This window comes from Hassallia byssoidea VB512170 (assembly GCF_000817785.2).
Lineage (GTDB): Bacteria > Cyanobacteriota > Cyanobacteriia > Cyanobacteriales > Nostocaceae > Hassallia > Hassallia carrinoi.
Map to the genome: position 1 here is coordinate 22,597 of NZ_JTCM02000020.1, position 16,600 is coordinate 39,196.

Below are 16,600 nucleotides of genomic sequence, written 5' to 3' on the forward strand. Positions count from 1 at the left end.
TGTCAAATTGCAACACTTTTTTGGGATACTTTTTAAGTAATAATACTGGAGATATTTTCCGCTAAAATAATTTTATCAGAGAAAAAGCTTCTCCTAGAAATTGTAAAAATATCCACTAGAGAAAAAGGTTATATTGATTACAATTTACAAGTATTCCTTTCATCTTGAGATACCCGACTTCTTTAAGAAGTCGGGTATCTTGTAGTTGTAGGGTGCGTTATGCTTTTAGAAGAGCGCACCAACGACTGTGCAAGGTGCGTTGCGCTGCTTTGACAACACACCCTACAGTAATTTGACTAACTAACAACTAACAATTAACCACCAACCACCAACCACTAACACCCATACTTATCAATATTTACAGTCTCCTGCCCGAAGACAATCTTCTGTTTGGTCATCTCTAGCTGATAGTTGAAACGGCACTAAATGTATTAACTCTTTTATGTTGCTAGTAATTAAATCAGTTTTCAGTAAAAACTTATTCGGTAATATCGGCACGTCACGATTAGCAGCCAAGCTAGAACTTACATTACCTAAAAAAACAGGTAATGATACCATCAAACCAATAAAAATTACCCTACTCATACAAACCTCAGTTAAGAATTTCCGATTGCATTACCGTAAATAGCACCTTGATAAACCGGAGTTTAAAAACTGAGCATTATTATGTTTATTTTTAATAAATTTAAACTAAATGCTTTTTTTGGAGACTTGATATATAATTATCAGTTCCACCCTTTTAGGGGTAGGCAACGCCTAAAATATAACTTCCTAGTCACATATTCATATTAAGCTTTAACCTAGCCGGACGAAAAGAGCGATCGCCCTAAAAAAAATATCGTAGTAACCGCCACCCCAGATAAAATAGTTAACAAATGATGCCTACTGTTCTAACTCATGACTCCTTCACAAGACGTAGACACTTCAACTGACCCAGATATCGACCTCGAAGGATACGGCAACCCAGAATCAGATCCTCTCGATGAATTGCCTGGTGAGGTCGAAATGTCGATTTTCGACCACCTAGAGGAGTTGCGACAGCGGATTTTTTATGCTTTGATTGCTGTAGCAGTAAGTGTTTTCGGCTGCTTTCTTGTTGTCAAGCCGATTGTCCAAGTGTTGGAAGTACCAGCAAAAGGAGTAAAATTTCTCCAACTCGCTCCCGGAGAATATTTCTTTGTCTCCCTGAAAGTTGCCGGTTACAGTGGTTTGGTGCTAGCTAGTCCTTTTGTACTTTACCAAATTATCCAGTTCGTACTTCCAGGATTGACCAGACGCGAACGACGCTTGCTTATACCCGTGATGTTGGGTTCGAGTGTCTTATTTGTCGGCGGGTTAGTGTTTGCTTATATACTGCTGATTCCTGCCGCTTTGAACTTCTTCATCAGCTACGGTGCAGATGTAGTCGAGCAATTATGGTCGATTGACAAATATTTTGAATTTGTGCTGTTGTTATTATTTAGCACCGGGTTAGCATTTCAAATTCCCGTCATTCAACTGTTGCTAGGTGCTTTAGGAATTCTTTCTTCTCAAAAAATGCTTTCTGGTTGGCGTTATGTAATTATCGGATCGGTGGTTTTGGGAGCTATTCTCACACCTTCTACAGATCCCTTTACCCAAAGTCTTTTAGCCGGTGCTGTCTTGGGACTTTATTTCGGTGGTATCGGTCTGGTTAAGCTTGTTGGGAAATGATTGTAATGGGTAATGGGGCATGGGGCATGGGGCATGGGGCATGGGGGGACAAGGGGGACAAGGAGGAATTACCAATTACCAATTACCAATTCCCAATTACCAATTACCAATGCCCATTGCCCAATGCCCATTGCCCAATTCCCAACAAATTATGTTTGTCATTTGAATGATAAACTAATCAATCAACCATTCGGAAGCACGTTCACCTAAATCTAAAGGAATGCTAACTGCTTTACCAAGTCGCGGACGTTCGCGAGTTTGAGTAATAAATGTTTGCACTTGAATTGTACCACCAAAGGCATCAAGGTAAGTAGCGATAGTATTGAGATGCTCTTGGTAGTCTGCTTCACTTAAAGGAAAAGATACTTGCTCAAGATATTTCCACATTATTTGTACAAATATCTTACCCTGAGTCCGTCGCAACTGGACATCGTATGAGCGTCCCCACTTATCAAGCAACAGTTGATGTAATTCCTGTCCGGTCATAGCTTTTTTCAATTAGATTTTACATTTAGTTATGATGTTAAGTTCCGTAACTCCAGTATGATAAGACTATAAAGAAATGTAATGTCCACCAAAAGATGCTAAAAATATCTTTGAAGAGAAAAGTATGGCATCGTCGGCGGTACAATTCATTTCGATGTAGACAAGAGCCATTAACATTATGGGAACTCTTGTCAATATTCTTAACAAAATAGAGAATCATAGCGCGGGGATTATGGCTCAATTTTCAGAATCAGCAGACGTGCCCGATATGGGGCGCCGTCAATTCATGAATCTGCTCACTTTCGGGACTGTTACCGGAGTAGCTCTGGGAGCATTGTATCCCGTAGTCAAGTTTTTTATTCCCACTTCTGCTAGCGGATCTGGTGGTGGGACAACAGCAAAAGACGAGTTAGGTAACAACGTCAGCGTAGCTAAATTTTTAGAAAGCCATAATGTCGGCGATCGCACTTTAGTTCAAGGACTCAAAGGAGATCCGACCTATATTGTGGTAGAAAGCAAAGAGGCGATCGCTGATTACGGCATTAACGCCATCTGCACTCACTTAGGTTGTGTTGTTCCCTGGAACGTTGCTGAGAACAAATTTAAGTGTCCTTGTCACGGTTCGCAGTACGATCCTACTGGTAAGGTTGTCCGAGGTCCAGCACCGAAGTCTTTGCCTTTAGCTCATACCAAAGTAGATGACGACAAAATCGTCTTGACTCCCTGGACTGAAACCGACTTCCGCACAGGTGAAGAAGCTTGGTGGGCTTAATTATTTCGTCAATTGTCCTTAGTCATTTGTCAAATGACAATTACTAATGACTATTGACTATTGACTATTGACTAATGACCTTCATTTCTAGAATTGTTGTCCTTATTGAGATGAGAAATGCCTTTACACCGGCGAGGTTGACTCGCAGCGCTAGAGCGATGGTAAAAACATTGCTGATAGCGATCGCTACTGTGACATTGTTCTTCACCAGCGATTTAGTCCTTCCCCAATCAGCTGCTGCTTACCCATTTTGGGCACAGGAAACCTATCCCGAAACCCCCCGCGAACCAACAGGACGCATTGTTTGCGCTAACTGTCACCTAGCGGCAAAACTGACGGAAGTAGAAATTCCCCAATCGATATTACCCGATACCGTATTTAAAGCGGTAGTAAAAATTCCTTACGACACCAGCGTAGAGCAAGTAGGGGCTGATGGTTCCAAAACTGGCTTAAATGTTGGTGCTGTACTGATGTTACCCGATGGCTTCAAGATTGCTCCTGAGGATCGCGTCCCTGAGGACATGAAAGAAGAAATTGAAGATTTATTCTACCAACCCTACTCAGAAGACAAAGAAAACATTGTCATCATCGGACCGCTACCCGGTGAACAGTATCAAGAAATCGTTTTCCCAGTTCTTTCTCCCAACCCCGCAACCGACAAAAATATCCACTTTGGTAAATATCAAGTTCACGCAGGTGGAAACCGTGGACGCGGACAAGTTTACCCCACTGGTGAAAAGAGCAACAACACCGTTTACAACGCTTCCGCTACCGGCACAATTACCAAAATTGCCAAAGAGGAAGATGAAGATGGTAACGTCAAATACGCGATAAACATCCAATCCGAGACAGGTAAAACAGTTACAGAGAAGGTTCCCTTAGGACCCGAACTGCTTGTTTCTGAAGGACAAGCGGTGACTTCTGGTGACGCTTTGACCAGTAACCCCAACGTCGGTGGATTTGGTCAAGATGATGCCGAAATTGTTCTGCAAGATGCTGGCAGAATTAAAGGCTTAATCGCATTCATCGCTTTGGTGATGTTAGCTCAAGTTTTGTTAGTGCTGAAGAAAAAGCAGGTTGAGAAAGTCCAAGCTGCTGAGATGAATTTCTAAATTCTCTACTAATTTATCACTTAATTAGGACAGGTCAAATGCCTGTCTTTTTTTTGTTATATTTTTTACAAGCAGATAAACATAAATAAAAGCTCTTAAATGTAGTAAGGGCTTCAGCCCTTAAAACCGAAGCTTTGAGCGGTAAACCGCTCACTACAAAAGTTAATAATGGGGAGTTTCCTGAAAATATAGATGAGTTGAAAGCAGAATGTGAGGGAGAAGTTAAGAATGAGTAAACAATGATAATTGTTCAACCATTTCTTTACCCTGTGGTTTCTTTCCCTGAATCAAATTGTAAATATAATCACTGATCGCTTTTGCAAGTAAAACTGGTACTGCATTACCAATTTGTTTATATTTAGAACTTACTGAACCAGAGAAAACCCAATCGTCAGGAAAAGTTTGAATAACAGCAGATTCGCGTATAGTCAGGGGACGCAATTCTTGTGGATGACACATATCTGTAGCTTTTTGATGTGGACTTGTCGTTATAGTAGGAGAGGGTTTATCCCAAGACAAACGTCTGTAAAAACCAACTTTACCTCCTCCTGAATTATATGCTCCTCCCATAGCTTCACGCTTTAATTCTTCAGGTAAGTATCTCCAATTTTGCCCTGATTTTAAAAGTCTAAGATATTTCAGACGATTTTCAGAATAAGGAATAAACTGTGGTTGCAAATCAACTAACTCGAATATGGCATCTCTAAGAGTACGCCATTTAGGTAAATTGATACCATCTTCGCTATGAGTAGCTACAGGAAATGTGAAAGCTTCATTATCTCTAGAACCAATAAATATGACGCGCTGTCTATTTTGTGGAACACCATAATCTGCGGCTTCTAAAAGGTTGTAAACTACGTTGTATCCAAGCGCTTTCATTTGGTCCAACACAACCGAAAGAGCAGCACCACGCATTTCATCTAATTCGTCGTAGAGTCCTTGACGCTGGTTTATCGGTCTATGTCGGATAGGAGCAGATAGCAACCCTCTCACGTTTTCCATCACAAAAAAACGTGGCTGAATTTCTCTAACTATGCGGATAAAGTCCATAAACAAACTGCCGCGAGGGTCCATCACTGAACCACGTAATCCTGCTGTACTAAAAGGTTGACACGGTGGACCACCAATTACTAAATCTACTTCCCCTTTGTTTAAAGTCCTGCCAATATCTAAAATATGCCCTCCCTCGCACAGTAACTCTTGAGCGTCTATTTTTGTGATATCCCTTGGGACAGCAATTTCTTTAAGATGTGGTCGATTAAGAGCTATTGTTTTTGTGGCATCAGAATCATTTTCTACCACACTTACAGTATGAAATCCGGCACGTTCCATACCAAGGTCTAAACCAAAAGCTCCTGTAAAAAGTGAAATACAAATTAGTTTTACTTCGATCAATTTTGTCACTCCATATTAGTATGAAATCCATAATTTTTCGTAGAGACGTTCCGTTGGAACGTCTCTAACAACGATAATTTTCGCTTTTATCGTAATATCACTTTATTAAGGTAATTGGTTTTTTACCTTCAACTTTGCAGTTGACGCGACCAATTATGCAGCTATTTTTATATCCCAAATCTTTCAATGCAATTAAACATTCTTCAGCTTGCGTTTCTGGAATCGAAGCTAAAAGACCGCCGGCAGTTTGCGGGTCAAATAATATGGGATAATTAGAATGGCTTTCTGTCTGTGCCAAATTGGAAATGTAATCTGATGCTTGCAAATTTTCTGGATGCAGTGAGCTAAAAATTCCTTGTTTTAATGTCTCTTTTGCACCTTCTAAAATCGGGATAGCTTCAAGTTGTAATTCAACTGCAACACCAGAAGCTTGCACCATTTCCAGCAAGTGTCCCAGCAAGCCAAAGCCTGTCACATCAGTGCAAGCTGTCGTGTGATGTGACAATAAATATGCAGCAGCAACTTGTGACAACAGCATCGACTCGACAGCAGCATCAATCCAACGATTTTTAACTTGATAGCGCATCTGAGCGGCAAATAATGTCCCGGTTCCTAGGGCTTTTGTCAAAATTAGCACTTCATTTGGTTGCATTCCGCTTTTGCGTAAGAGTTTATCTGGATAAACTAATCCGTTGTAAGTTAAGCCAAATGCTAATTCTGCACCTTGGGTTGTGTGTCCACCGATGAGGGGTGCTTGTGCTTGATTTAGCACTTTCACAGCACCAGATAATAATTGGTAAAGGATTTCGGCGATTTTAGATGGTGCAGCATGAGGAATAGTAGCGATCGCTAATGCACTTTGAGGAACAGCACCCATTGCCAAAATATCATTTAAGCAATGATTAGCGCTAATTTGCCCAAATATATACGGATCGTTAATCAAACTTGGAAAATAATCAATCGTCTGCACCATCAACTGATTATTTTCTATCTTTATCACCGCTGCGTCATCTGGTGCATCCAATCCAATAATGATATCTTTTCTATCTTTGCCAATGAGTTGTTCTTGCTTGATGCGATCTAAAACTGCTTTTAAAACTGTACTACCAACTTTAGATCCACAGCCGGCGCAGTGGAGTGGGGAGTGGGGAGTGGGGAGTGGGGAGGTGGGGGGAGATGGGGGAGATGAGGGAGATGAGGGAGATGAGGGAGATGGGGGAGTTGGGGGAGAAAATAAATTTTGCAAATTCCTCTTAATTCCTACTCCCCATTCCCTACTCCCCACTCCCCACTCCCTACTCCCCACTCCCCAGTCCCTACTCCCCACTCCCCATTCCCTACTCCCCACTCCCCAGTCCCTACTCCCCACTCCCCACTCCCTACTCCCCACTCCCTCACTGAAGCGTTGCATAAATCGGCGATCAATCAAGTCTTTGAGATGCCACAATAATTTATGCGGTGGCAAAGTGAAAAATCCTCGTGTGGCGATCGCACGTTTATCCCCAGTACCAATTAAACTTAAATATTGTTTCTGTGGTTTGTAAGGTAGTGGTGATTTTCCTAATAAAATTCGCTGCAAGTTCTCAAATAAAGGTTTACCTTGCCTAACTGCAAATACACCAGCTTTCGGACGCGGATGATTTATCATTGTGGCAATATCACCAGCAGCAAATACGTGTGGATGTGTTAGCGATCGCAATGTATCATCAACTAAAATAAAGCCTTGGTCATCAGTTGCTAATTGTGTTGTTTTTAACCATTGCGGTGCTGATGCTTGAGTTACCCAAAACAAGCGATCGCACTCAACTTTCAACCCAGATTCACATATAATATTTAATTCACCTGTTTCTGCTGGCTCATCAGATATCAAACTAAAGTTATTCGCTGCGACTTTACACACATTTTCCCTCAAATGCAGTCGCATCCCGCGCTTAATCAAAAGTTGCCTAACTAGACGCCGCACCGATGGATGATAATGAGGCATCAGTTCCGCGTCACGCTGAAATAAATGAATTTCCAGCTGAGGAAAATTCTTTTCCCGCTTTTTAATACCCAGTAAATTCGCTTGCATTGACAAAGCTAATTCGACACCGCCGGCACCACCACCTACTACTCCAATCCTGATTAATTCTTTTGGATTTTCAGCGACATCCTCAATTAACTGATACCAATGTTTCAGTAGTTGCGCTACAGGTTTAGCCGGAATTGCATATTCTGCACCTGATACTGATAGCGTAGCGGGAGTACTGCCAATATCAATTGACAGCACATCGAAAGCTACAGATGGACGGTTAGCACAAAAAACTTTATTATTTTTTAAGTCAAGACCAACTACTTTGTCGATGTATAATTGTGCTTGAGCAAATTGAGCTAAACGTCGCAAATCGATGTGACATTCATCACGGTTGTAAAATCCGGCAATGTGTCCGGGTAGCATTCCAGAGTAGGGTGTATCTGAAGCTTCGGTAATCAAGGTTAACCGTACTCCTGGTAACGGTTTCATGCCAAACATCAAAAGTGCGATCGCATGGCTATGACCGCCACCAATCAACACTAAGTCTTTTACAATTGGTTGTGTATTTTGTTGCATCTGGTAAATTCTTTTAGGTAATTAAAAATTACATATAAATTTTCTCAAAATCTCTTTTCCTAGCTTTTAGCTTCTATTTTGGAGACTATAATTATTATTTATTTATATAAATTAAAAAAATATTAACTTTTGCGGAAAAAATAGTATATATAAATAAATTATTAAAAACTGCCTCCCATGAGTCCCCTCCTCGGTAAGAACAGCTTCTAAAGGAATTCCTCCTTTAGAAGCTTGTCAATCAAAACAGAATCGCACAAAATCAACATAAGTTGCTCAAATTATATGGGGGGGTAAAGTTTAATAGCGCGGTTCCTTAGCAAGGGCGAATATCAAAAATGCTAACTTAAGTGGTATAATTCGGAGTGCAGCTAACCTGAGTCAAACAAATCTCAGTGGTGCTAACGAGTGCAGGGGCAATTCTCAATGAGTGCCAACCTCAGCAGGGCAAATTTGCATCAAGCCAATTTACATTACACAAATCTCAGTGGTGCGAAACTGGATCGGGCAAACTTCACGCGGATGCTAACCTGTATTAAACAGACATCCTGTGAAGTTAAATATCTAGATTTTCAGCACATGAAATCGGGTGATATGAATTGGGAAAAAGGTAATTGGTAATTGATTTTCCCCATTAGCCATTCCCCCAACTCTAGAGCCAGAGCCGGCGCGAGGGAAACCCTCCCTTTCTCGCTGGACTCACCATTCCCCATTACCTATTCCCAAATCATCACAGTGAGTTCTCTACGTAGGTAAGGCATCTACCCTCATAGTATTGAAGCACATATTGCATTTAATGCAATCTACCAATCGTAAGAATAAGAATAATTGAGCCTTGGGGCACATATTGCAATTTGGAGATAAATGCTATATTCTTTTTGCCAATAATCAAATTATAAGATGTGAGGAATACTTTTGCTATGTCTGCTAATAAGACAGACACGCTTTTGAATAGGTTGATAGCCATATCGGTTATATTTACTGTCTCATTGACTCTAATTTTATTGGCATTTTCTCATCATGAGAAAGTGTCAACGCAGCAAAAAATAGAGAACAGAAATCAAACATTAACAACTTCTGCAATAGTTTTTTTAGGGCTAGCAGGAATGATTAATGTTTATTATGCAGCAAAGCGTACAGAAGCTTTAGAAAAAAGTGCGATCGCAGCCCAAAGAAACATCGAGCTCGGCATTCAAAATACCAAACTCAATGAAGATAGGTTGATTGCTGAACGCTTTATGGCAGCGATCGAACAGCTTGGACATGACAAAGTAGAAACGCGGACAGGTGCAATTTACGCTTTAGAACGAGTTGCTCAAGATTTTCCCAAAGAACACTGGACAATCATGGAAATTCTCTCAGCTTTTGTGCGCGAGAATGCTCCGATTCTGGTCGAACAACGACAACAAACCGAAGAAGATTCTGAACCTCGTTTTGGCAGACACATCCGCGTCACGCATCGCGAACATCCCGACGACCTCAACTGGCTGGAAGAATCACCGCGCATTCGTACAGATATTCAAGTGGCTTTAACAGTCATCGGTAGACGCGATTCACAAAAAGACCCGGTAAATCAGAAAATTGATTTACGCAATACTCACATCAGACGTGCAGACCTGCGTGGAGTATATTTTGCTGGGGCAGATTTGAGCGGATCTGACCTTTGTGGTGCAGATTTGCGATCGGCTGATTTGTGTGGTGCAGACCTGGATAAAGCTCAACTGTGTGGTTCAATTTTGTATGAAGCCAACTTGCAATCATGCAGCTTGATGGGAGCCAACCTTTCCGGAGCGAATCTGAATAAAGTTAAGCTGTGTGGAGCAAATTTACGTGCTGCTAACCTCTCTGGTGCAAGTTTGCGTGCGGCAGATCTCACCGACGCCAACCTTTATAAAGCCAACTTGCAACAAGCAACTTTAAAACTTGCCAACCTCTGTGGTGCAAAGCTGTTTTTAGCCAACTTGCAACAAGCAAAGTTCGGTAAAGCTAACTTACAAAATACCGGTTTGATTGGAGCCAACTTGCAACAAGCAAACTTGAATGGAGCCAATCTTAGTAACGCAAATTTGAATGCAGCCAAACTGCAACAAACAGACGTATTGTTTGCTAATTTGTCTAAAGCAAGTTTGATAGAAGTTGATTTGTACAGAGCAAATTTGATGGGAGCCAACTTGCAAAGAGCAATCCTTCATGAAGCTAACCTTTGTGAGGCAAACTTGATGGGAGCCAACCTTTATGGGGCGAATCTTTGCGATGTCAAATTAGAAGGAGCAATTTTGACAGGTGCGAAAAATTTAGACCCACAGCAGATTAGAGTAGCATTAGGCGATCGCACAACTCGTCTGCCTGATAATGTTGAAGCACCAATGCATTGGCGGCAAACTGTCTAAATAACAATCCGAGCAATTGATTATTTCGGTGCATCTTATTTTTAGACAAAATCTATTCCTCTCTCCACAAGCAAATTAAATCTTTAAGAATATTATCAAAACATCGGATTGTGTTCATAATCCCAACATTTGTTATCACGCCAAATTCTATGGGTGCGCTGACATTGAGATTTATCAGTCAGCCAAGGAATCGATGTTGGGTGGCTGATGTCGGCTGTAGTGGCTACGTAGTTAAGTGAGAGTATTAAAGAAGCTGTACAAAAGCCAGAAGTCGGTAATACAGCGACTAAGGCAGCGAATAACGTAATTTTTGCTCTTGTCGAAAGTTGAAATTTGCCTTGTTTAATACTCAGGCGATCGCGCATATATTTTTCCAATTTTTCGGTGAATATAAGTAGAAATTAAGCGTAAAATGCCAACTTTATAGAAAGCATATATAAGCAAAGTTTTGCTTTCTGCCTTCTATTTAGCAGTTGATATAAATAACGAAATGCTAAAGCAATGCAAATATTTGCATCAAAAAGTGTGTTAACAAAACTTTATTTTTTGGCTAATTTTATCGGCGTATATATCCTGTGGCTGTGTGTAATCTATCTATGAGGTGATTTTTGCACGGTCTTATTTAAAAGTACAGATGTTGACCGTGATTTTTACTAATAAAAAATACTTAAGTGTTGTTTTTAAAGATTACATATATTTTTTCTAGTAGCAAAAAAAAATATTTTTGGGTATAGATAAGATAATTTTTTTGTAGAGATAATTTAAATTTAAAAGACACAATTTGTTTCTTATACCTGCTTTGCGTATTTCTGAAAAGTATAAAAAGTTTAAAATTTGAAACTTAAATTTTGAGCTACACTAGCCTCGAAGATGGCAATAGGACTTACGCAACAGGCACTCTTATAACCTTATGATTGACCTTTACACCTTCACCACACCCAACGGACGCAAGGCTTCGGTTATGTTGGAGGAAGTTGAACTTCCCTACAACGTCCACAAAATCGACATTACTAAAAACGAGCAGTTTACACCAGAGTATATAGCAATCAATCCCAATAGCAAGATTCCCGCGATTATCGACCAAGATACTGAGATGAAAGTGTTTGAATCGGGCGCAATTTTGATTTATTTGGCAGAAAAAACCGGTAAATTCCTACCTGTCGATCAAAAAGGTCGCTTTCAAGTACTTGAGTGGCTGATGTGGCAAATGGGAGGTGTAGGACCAATGTCTGGGCAACTCAACCATTTTAAACGGTATGCACCAGAAAAGATTCCTTACGCGATCGCACGCTATGAAAAAGAAACTCTACGACTTTACAGCGTGTTAGATAAACAATTAGTAGACAAAGAATTTATCTGCGGTGACTATTCTATTGCAGACATAGCCACCTATCCTTGGATATCCATTTATGAAAGTCAAGGTTTAACGCTAGATAATCACCCAAATCTCAAACGTTGGGTAGAAACAGTACAGCAACGTCCAGCAGTACAGCAGGGGATGAAAGTGCCGTAATTGGTAATTGGTAATTGGTAATTGGTAATTGGTAAGAAAGGAGGGGGAAGGGGGAAAGGGAAAAACTCTTCTTGCTTTACCCTTTACCCTTTACCCTTTTCCCCTCTTAAAAAAGCCCATTCCCCATTCCCCCTTCGGGTTCGCCAGTCGCCTGCGGAGGGAAACCCTCCCGCAGCGCTGGACTCACCATTCCCCATTACCTATTACCCATTCCCCCCCATCACAACTCCCCAGAAATAATCTTCAAAAGGTCTTTCATCAAGATCGATGTGAAATTTTTTCGCCCAAGAGTAAATATCTAAGCTGACACGTCCGCTTTCTTGGTCAAACCAAGAACCACCTTTAAAAGAGATATTTCCTAATATCGTAATCCAGTGATTTGGGTAAGGTAAAAAAGGCTTTTTGCCGCCAAGCAAACCTGAGGCAGTAATCAAACCAAACGCTACACCACCAGAATCGATGACAGCTGATGCTTCATTCAAAGCTTCGTATTCTCCAAATAAATATGTATGGATATACTTGACTTTACGATAACCTAATACTTCTCGCGTCCAGCCTTTCATCTCCCAAGATTTTGTCATCCCAGACAAATTTCGGATGATATCTGGTGATTCTACTTCAATGTTGAAAATCGAGTTTTCTGCTTCTCGTAGTGTTGCTAAAACCATCCAATCGGCTTGACTTAACCGCAGTCTCCCTCGACTTTTAACAAGTGTTTGAGATGCTTTAATGCGTGTAGTTTGTCCTTGAAAACCGCCAGTTTCAAATATACTACGGCAAATTTGCACATAACGCAATGGTTGTTTGCGAATAAGTTCAAACAAAATGGATGCCGGTCCACAAAATGGTTGTCCACCTTGGTTGACGAGAAAAGGATCTAAAACACGCGATCGCATGTCCGCAAGTACTTGGTTTTTATCTAAAGTTGCCCAAACACCAGGTACATTGGATTTTTCAAAGTCTGCGATCGCGCTAGTAACTGCTGGATCTAACTGCTGTCCATTCATATATTTACGCTGATTACTGAAAGTACCCGATTGTTAATTACCTTGACTACAGTACCGATGACCACTAATTCGCAAAGAATCTTAACAATTTGAAGTATTTATACTGATTGTGTTTTCTTGCATAGTGAAAAATTCCATATTTTCCGGGTAAATGCACTTTAAAATACTAAAACTGAAAGAAAATCCTCTATTTAAATTAGACAAAATTATGAAACGCCGAGAAATTATTACTACAGCTGCGATCGCTACAGCAACTACTACACTAGTTTCCTGTACCCGGACTGGCACAGCCCCAGGTGTAAAAACCGGACAGCCAAATGTCCGGTGGCGAATGGCTACTAGCTGGCCCAAGTCTCTAGGTATTTTCGCTGGTGCAGAAACTGTCGCCAAGCGAGTCAAGGAAATGACCTCAGGACGTTTCAACATCACAGCCTTTGCCGCCGGTGAATTAGTGCCAGGATTGCAAGTACTCGATGCCGTGCAAGCCGGAACTGTAGAATGCGGTCACACAGCCGGCTATTATTATATAGGCAAAAGTCCGGCATTAGCTTTCGCTACCTCCGTTCCCTTCGGCTTGAATGCCCAACAGCAGAATGCTTGGTATTATCACGGTGGTGGATTAGAAGCCACACAGAAAATTTATGCCAACTTCAACGTAATTAACTTTCCTGCTGGCAATACTGGGGTGCAGATGGGTGGCTGGTTTAAAAGGGAAATTAAGTCAATTTCTGACCTCAATGGCTTAAAAATGCGAATTCCCGGATTAGGGGGGCAAGTAATGTCTCGTTTGGGGGTAAACGTGCAAGTTTTACCAGGAGGCGAGATTTATTTAGCATTAGATCGAGGTGCGATCGATGCTGCGGAGTGGGTTGGTCCCTACGATGACGAAAAACTCGGTTTACCAAAAGCAGCAAAATTTTACTATTATCCCGGCTGGTGGGAACCAGGACCTACCTTAGATATATTAGTTAACCGTAACGCCTGGAACCGCTTACCCAAAGAGTATCAAGAAATCTTCAAAGTAGCGACTTTTGAAGCTAACTTGAATATGCTTACTCAATATGATGCCTTAAATGGCGCAGCACTTTCAAGATTAGTTGCTGGTGGTACAAAGTTAACTCCTTACAGCCAAGATATTCTCCAAGCAGCACAGAAAGCTAGCTTTGCACTATACGACGAAAACGCCAGCAAAGACGCGACTTTTAAACAAGTTTACGAACAATGGAAAGACTTTCGCCAGAAGATTTACAACTGGAACCGAGTTAATGAATTGAGTTATGCCAATTTTGTCACATCTAGTAACAGTTGATAAAGTAGGTGGTAGAGACGCGATGTTCCTCGCGTCTGTACAATGTTGGTGATGGTTAGCCAGTAGTTACGCCAAAGGCTAACGCACCCCTCGAAAGTTTTGGTGCGTTACGCCCGCGATAACACACCCTACTGGCGTCATTGGGCATTGGGGCAGTGGTTAGCCAGTAGGGTGCGTTACGCCAAAGGCTAACGCACCCCTCGAAAGTTTTGGTGCGTTACGCCCGCGATAACACACCCTACTGGCGTGACTATCAACCAACAACTATCAACCAACAACCAACAACCAACAACCAACAACCAACAACCAACAACCATCAACCAACAACTATCAACCAACAACTATCAACCATCAACCAACAATCCCTCATCCCCCCAAAGACGGTAAAAAACTGACTATTCCGGGGAAGACAATAATTAAAACTACGACCAACAACTGAAGCAAGATAAACGGTATGACACCGCGATAAATATCAGTTGTGGTGACTTCTTTTGGTGCGACGCCGCGTAAATAGAATAAGGCAAAGCCAAAGGGAGGGGTGAGAAAAGAGGTTTGCAAATTTGCTCCCAAAACGACACCATACCAAACTAAATCTATGCCTAATTGCTGGGCAACTGGGACAAATAAAGGAATAACAATAAAGGCAATCTCGAAAAAGTCGATGAAGAAGCCCAGTAAGAATACCACTGTCATGCTGACGATTAAAAAGCCGACTTTGCCACCGGGGAGGTTGGAGAGGACATCAAACATAAATTGATCGCCATTCAGTCCCCGGAAAACTAAACTAAAAGCGGTGGAACCGAAGAGGATAAAAATCACCATGCTGGTGATTCGCAAAGTGGCATCACAAACCTGACGTAATGATTCTAAAGTGAGTTGACGGTTAGCGGCAGCAAGAGCGATCGCACCCGCACAACCCACGGCACCCGCTTCTGTTGGTGTTGCAATGCCAAAAAATATACTACCCAACACCAACAAAATCAACACCAAAGGCGGCAGCATCACCTGAAAGACTCGCTTTCCCAAAGCTTTCCCACCGATTTCTCTTACTTCGGCTGGTAAAGCAGGTGCTACATCTGGTTTCAAAAATGACACAATCAGCACATGCGCGGCAAACGCACCTGCCATCATCAAACCAGGAATCACCGAACCGATGAACAAATCACCCACCGATACACCTAACTGATCCCCCAGTACCACCAACACCACACTCGGCGGAATGATTTGTCCCAAAGTTCCCGACGCAGCAATTACACCAGTCGCTAATTGTTTGTTGTAGCCATAGCGCAGCATAATCGGCAAGGAAATTAAACCCATCGCCACCACCGTTGCCGCTACTACCCCAGTAGTTGCTGCTAACAGCGCTCCCACCAGCACCACAGCTAACGCAAGTCCACCGCGCAAACGTCCCAACAAAATCCCCATCGTTTCTAACAGTCTCTCAGCTATCCCGGATTTCTCCAGCATTGCCCCCATAAAGATGAAGTAAGGGATAGCTAGCAAGGTATAATTTGCCATGATGCCAAAAATTCGCTGTGGCATCGCAGTCATAAATATTGGGTCAAATATGCCTAGTCCAATTCCTAGCAGCCCAAATAAAATCGCCACACCACCTAGCGAAAAAGCTACCGGATACCCCAGCGACAGCAGCAGCAAAGCACCTGCAAACATGAGCGGACCAAGCCATTCATAAGCCAGCGTCATGATGTTCCTCCTGAGGATTTAGTCTGCCTTTAATAATCGCAAAATTTTTGATAGCCTCAGAAATTCCCTGAAAAATCAACAATACACAGGCGACAATAATCATCGCTTTAATCGGGTAACGCGGCAATCCACCCGGATCGGGCGACGTTTCCAGAATTTGCCACGAAGCAGCGATCGTATCCCAAGAAAAAATAATTACCATGATGCAGAAGGGAATCAGAAAAAATATTGTTCCCAGCAAATCTGCAACTGCTTTACGCTTAGGCTGCCAATTATTGTAAAAAATATCAACGCGGACGTGTTCGTTATGTTTGAGCGTGTAAGCCGCTCCTAACAAGAAAACTAAATCAAATATATACCATTGCGCCTCGATGTAAGCATTAGAGGTAAGATTGCTGCCGATAATTCGCCCCAAATATCGCCCAACAACATTCCACACGCCAAGTATGACCATAACTAGCACCAGCCAACTAGTAAGTCTACCAATGCGATCGTTACAAGCATCAATAATTCTAGAAATCCTTAACAGTTTTTCCAATGTTCTCTACCCTCTTGAACTGTCGTAAATGTAGTTTACAACCGAAGTGGGCAAGCTTATAAAAAGTAGGACTTACGCAAAAACTCTCCCAAACT

At 41.7% G+C, this 16,600-nt stretch carries 17 protein-coding genes and 1 pseudogene; 10 read left to right on the forward strand and 8 right to left on the reverse strand.

Going from position 1 to position 16,600, the window contains the following annotated elements; all coding sequences use genetic code 11:
• Positions 1-351: 351 nt before the first annotated feature.
• Positions 352-585, reverse strand: coding sequence for a hypothetical protein (locus tag PI95_RS11715; protein ID WP_163518816.1), 234 nt, complete (start codon positions 583-585; stop codon positions 352-354).
• 312 nt (positions 586-897) lie between these two features.
• Here PI95_RS11715 and tatC point away from each other — a divergent pair, with 312 nt between their 5' ends.
• Positions 898-1,692, forward strand: coding sequence for a twin-arginine translocase subunit TatC (gene tatC / locus PI95_RS11720; RefSeq protein ID WP_039743129.1), 795 nt, complete (start codon positions 898-900; stop codon positions 1,690-1,692).
• 19 nt (positions 1,693-1,711) lie between these two features.
• Positions 1,712-1,858: a hypothetical protein gene (locus PI95_RS11725; protein ID WP_163518817.1), complete on the forward strand. Its 147-nt coding sequence runs from the start codon at positions 1,712-1,714 to the stop codon at positions 1,856-1,858.
• Between the two features lie 8 nt (positions 1,859-1,866).
• Here PI95_RS11725 and PI95_RS11730 read toward each other — a convergent pair whose 3' ends face one another.
• A complete protein-coding gene (locus PI95_RS11730; protein WP_039743125.1) occupies positions 1,867-2,178 on the reverse strand; it encodes a DUF3067 family protein in 312 nt (103 codons plus the stop codon).
• 232 nt (positions 2,179-2,410) lie between these two features.
• On the opposite strand from PI95_RS11730, the gene petC reads away from it, so the two are divergent.
• Complete coding sequence (petC, locus tag PI95_RS11735) at positions 2,411-2,950, forward strand: cytochrome b6-f complex iron-sulfur subunit (RefSeq protein ID WP_039744043.1); 540 nt, start codon at positions 2,411-2,413, stop codon at positions 2,948-2,950.
• A 110-nt stretch (positions 2,951-3,060) separates the two neighbouring features.
• Complete coding sequence (gene petA, locus PI95_RS11740) at positions 3,061-4,062, forward strand: cytochrome f (protein ID WP_039744041.1); 1,002 nt, start codon at positions 3,061-3,063, stop codon at positions 4,060-4,062.
• 222 nt (positions 4,063-4,284) lie between these two features.
• Here petA and PI95_RS11745 read toward each other — a convergent pair whose 3' ends face one another.
• The gene (locus PI95_RS11745) at positions 4,285-5,457 is read right to left on the reverse strand and encodes a DNA cytosine methyltransferase (RefSeq protein WP_039744040.1); all 1,173 of its coding nucleotides are present in this window, start codon (positions 5,455-5,457) and stop codon (positions 4,285-4,287) included.
• A gap of 97 nt (positions 5,458-5,554) precedes the next feature.
• On the reverse strand, positions 5,555-8,047 hold the full coding sequence (locus PI95_RS11750; RefSeq protein WP_039743123.1) for a selenide, water dikinase SelD: 2,493 nt from the start codon (positions 8,045-8,047) through the stop codon (positions 5,555-5,557).
• A gap of 313 nt (positions 8,048-8,360) precedes the next feature.
• Here PI95_RS11750 and PI95_RS37470 point away from each other — a divergent pair.
• The 3 genes and pseudogenes from PI95_RS37470 to PI95_RS11760 all read left to right on the forward strand — a co-directional run.
• A pseudogene (locus PI95_RS37470) lies at positions 8,361-8,474 on the forward strand (pentapeptide repeat-containing protein); the annotation flags it as partial.
• Positions 8,471-8,665 carry a pentapeptide repeat-containing protein gene (locus PI95_RS11755; RefSeq protein ID WP_039743120.1) on the forward strand — a complete coding sequence of 65 codons (195 nt, stop codon included), beginning with the start codon at positions 8,471-8,473 and terminating at the stop codon, positions 8,663-8,665. The pseudogene PI95_RS37470 and the gene PI95_RS11755, both read left to right, overlap by 4 nt.
• Positions 8,666-8,964: 299 nt before the next feature.
• The gene (locus PI95_RS11760) at positions 8,965-10,434 is read left to right on the forward strand and encodes a pentapeptide repeat-containing protein (RefSeq protein WP_163518818.1); all 1,470 of its coding nucleotides are present in this window, start codon (positions 8,965-8,967) and stop codon (positions 10,432-10,434) included.
• Positions 10,435-10,529: 95 nt separating this feature from the next.
• Here PI95_RS11760 and PI95_RS11765 read toward each other — a convergent pair whose 3' ends face one another.
• A complete protein-coding gene (locus tag PI95_RS11765; protein ID WP_236117034.1) occupies positions 10,530-10,811 on the reverse strand; it encodes a hypothetical protein in 282 nt (93 codons plus the stop codon).
• Positions 10,812-11,344: 533 nt separating this feature from the next.
• On the opposite strand from PI95_RS11765, the gene PI95_RS11770 reads away from it, so the two are divergent.
• Positions 11,345-11,947: a glutathione binding-like protein gene (locus PI95_RS11770; protein WP_039743114.1), complete on the forward strand. Its 603-nt coding sequence runs from the start codon at positions 11,345-11,347 to the stop codon at positions 11,945-11,947.
• Between the two features lie 203 nt (positions 11,948-12,150).
• Here the strand turns inward: PI95_RS11770 and PI95_RS11775 are convergent, their stop codons facing one another.
• Entirely contained in the window at positions 12,151-12,954 is an 804-nt protein-coding gene (locus PI95_RS11775) for a hypothetical protein (RefSeq protein ID WP_039743111.1), read from the reverse strand.
• Between the two features lie 208 nt (positions 12,955-13,162).
• Between PI95_RS11775 and PI95_RS11780 the strand changes: the two genes are divergently transcribed.
• Both PI95_RS11780 and PI95_RS11785 read left to right on the forward strand, forming a co-directional pair.
• Positions 13,163-14,263, forward strand: coding sequence for a TRAP transporter substrate-binding protein (locus PI95_RS11780; RefSeq protein WP_039744033.1), 1,101 nt, complete (start codon positions 13,163-13,165; stop codon positions 14,261-14,263).
• Positions 14,264-14,475: 212 nt separating this feature from the next.
• Positions 14,476-14,658: a hypothetical protein gene (locus PI95_RS11785; RefSeq protein ID WP_163518819.1), complete on the forward strand. Its 183-nt coding sequence runs from the start codon at positions 14,476-14,478 to the stop codon at positions 14,656-14,658.
• Here PI95_RS11785 and PI95_RS11790 read toward each other — a convergent pair.
• Together PI95_RS11790 and PI95_RS11795 are read right to left on the reverse strand one after the other, a co-directional pair.
• Entirely contained in the window at positions 14,630-15,967 is a 1,338-nt protein-coding gene (locus tag PI95_RS11790; RefSeq protein ID WP_039743108.1) for a TRAP transporter large permease, read from the reverse strand. The two genes, PI95_RS11785 and PI95_RS11790, sit on opposite strands and share 29 nt — an antisense overlap.
• On the reverse strand, positions 15,951-16,505 hold the full coding sequence (locus PI95_RS11795) for a TRAP transporter small permease subunit (RefSeq protein ID WP_039743105.1): 555 nt from the start codon (positions 16,503-16,505) through the stop codon (positions 15,951-15,953). Before PI95_RS11795 ends, PI95_RS11790 begins: the two co-directional genes overlap by 17 nt.
• Between the last annotated feature and the right edge of the window lie 95 nt (positions 16,506-16,600).